This window comes from Polaromonas sp. UBA4122 (assembly GCA_002381615.1).
GTDB lineage: Bacteria > Pseudomonadota > Gammaproteobacteria > Burkholderiales > Burkholderiaceae_C > Polaromonas.
Genome location: DFWY01000013.1, coordinates 3,879 through 6,126, shown reverse-complemented (window position 1 = coordinate 6,126; position 2,248 = coordinate 3,879). Strand labels below are relative to the sequence as shown.

The window sequence follows — 2,248 nt, the reverse complement described above, 5'->3', positions numbered from 1 at the left end:
CCGCGCCACATCCCGACTCTACCAAGGTTGTGTGAAAACGTCTTCGGAAATGTCGATTGCAAACGCATAGCAAAAATCGACCTCGTAGAACGACCCACAAGCGACGATCGTATGGTCGGGAATGGTTTTGGTACACCCAATTTTTTGACCGAAGTGTTTCTTTTCGCGTTTTGACACAGCCTCGGTCTTCAGCGATCAGCGACAATTTTCGTTTGACTGTCGGCTCCTGGCCGATAACCCATCATTAGAAATCACCTGCCCACCCCTCAAATCGCCATCGGGTCCACATCAATCGCCCAGCGGATCAGGCTTTTGAATTCGCTGTGCCGGCGCGTTTCAAACAGCACCGGCTGCCATGCCGCCAGGAAACGCTGCAAGGCCGCCCGCGAAGGGCTCTCTATCAGCATCTGTGCGCGCTCGATATTGGCCACGCGCTGGATCGTCATGGGGACGGCCGGGTAGGGCGTGACGTGGGCCTGGCTTGGGAGTTGCAGCAATTGCGCCGCTGCTGCTGCGGCGTTCAAAAATCCCTGGGCTACTTCCTGTGTGCGGGCCTCGGCGCGCACCAGCGCTGAAAAGCCGAAGGGCGACAGGCCTGCGGCTTGGCGCTCGGCCAGTTGCTGCGCGGCAAAGGCCGGGTAGTCGTGTTGCTTGAGTGCGGCGAACAGCGGATGGTCCGGGTGAAAGGTTTGCACCCACATTTCGCTGGCTTCGCTGTGTCTGGCATCGCGGCCGGCCCGGCCGGCCGCCTGCATGAGCAGGCTGAACAAGCGCTCGGGCGCGCGGAAGTCGCTGGAGAATAGCGCGCCGTCGGGGTTGATGGCCGCCACCAGCGTGATGTGCCGGAAGTCGTGGCCCTTGGCAATCATTTGCGTGCCGACCAGCACATCGACCTCTCCGGCATGCACGCTGGCCAGTTGCGATTCCAGTGCGCCCTTGAGCCGGGTGGTGTCAGCGTCGATGCGGGTGACGCGCACGGCACTTCCGTCAGGCCGCTTCACATCCGCCAGCAATTCGCCCAAGTGTTCTTCCAGCCGCTCGGTGCCGCGCCCCATGGGCGCGATGTCGATGTTGCCGCAGCTTGGGCAGGCACGCGGCACGCGCTCGGTAAAGCCGCAATGGTGGCAGCGCAGCGTGCGGTCGATTTTGTGAAATACGCGGTAGGCGCTGCAGTGCGGGCACTCGCTCTTCCAGTCGCAATCGTGGCAGGCGAGCACCGGCGCATAGCCGCGCCGGTTTAAAAAAATCAGCGATTGTTCGCCGCGCGCCACCCGTTGGGCAATGGCGGCCAGCAGCGGCGGCGCGATGACGCTGTGTTTGGGCTGGTGGTTCATGTCCACCCGCCGCACGGTGGGCAGGCGACCTGGGATGGCCCCCACGCTGGCCGCTTCGCCTGATGGCGTGCTGGCACCAATGCGCTCGCTCATGGTCAGGCGCTGATAACGGCCGGTAATCGTCGCCTGCCAACTTTCCAGCGAGGGCGTGGCCGAACCCAGCAACACGCGACAGGCGCCGTGGGGATGCTCGGCATCGCCGGTTTCCAGCTTGGCGCGGTAGACCGCCAGATCGCGCGCCGAGTAGCGTGCACCTTCCTGCTGCTTGTAGCTCGGGTCGTGTTCTTCATCCACCACCAGCAGCCGTAAATTGGGCAGGGAGGCGAGCACCGCCATACGCGTACCCAGCACCAGCCGCGCATAGCCTGAATGGGCCGCCAGCCAGCTTTTAAGCCGCTGCGCTGGCGTGAGCCCGCTGTGCAAGGGCACCACACGCTCCTTGCCAAAGTGCGCAAAGCGGGCTTCAAAACGGGCCTGCAACTGCGGCGTGAGGTTGATCTCGGGCACCATGACCAGCACCTGGGCGCTCGGGTCTTGCGCCAGCACCTGGGCGGCGGCGCGCAGGTAGACCTCGGTTTTACCGCTGCCGGTAGCGCCAAACAGCAAGGCGGGCCGGGTATCTGCATAAAATTCGGCTATAACCCTTATCTGCTCTGTGCTAAGTGCTATTAAATTAGTAGTATCTTGCGCGCAACTGGTATCCAGAAGGGGCCGCTTGAGCCGGCGCGTCAGCTGCACGGTACTGAGGTCACGCAACTGGGGCGGCAATGCGGCCAGCGCCACCTCGCCCAGAGAGCGCTGGTAATAGCCGGCGGTAAACGCCACCAGTTTTCGCCAGGTCGCCGATAACGGGGCCAGACCATCGAGCACGCTGGCGATGTGGCGGGTTTGCACCGCCGGGCCGCCCCAAGGTG

1 protein-coding gene is annotated in these 2,248 nt (G+C 63.3%); it reads right to left on the bottom strand.

From position 1 onward, the window contains the following. Positions 1-266 precede the first annotated feature (266 nt). The coding region (gene priA, locus B3F77_RS02145; RefSeq protein WP_293603360.1) for a replication restart helicase PriA at positions 267-2,248 on the bottom strand (1,982 nt) is incomplete at its 5' end.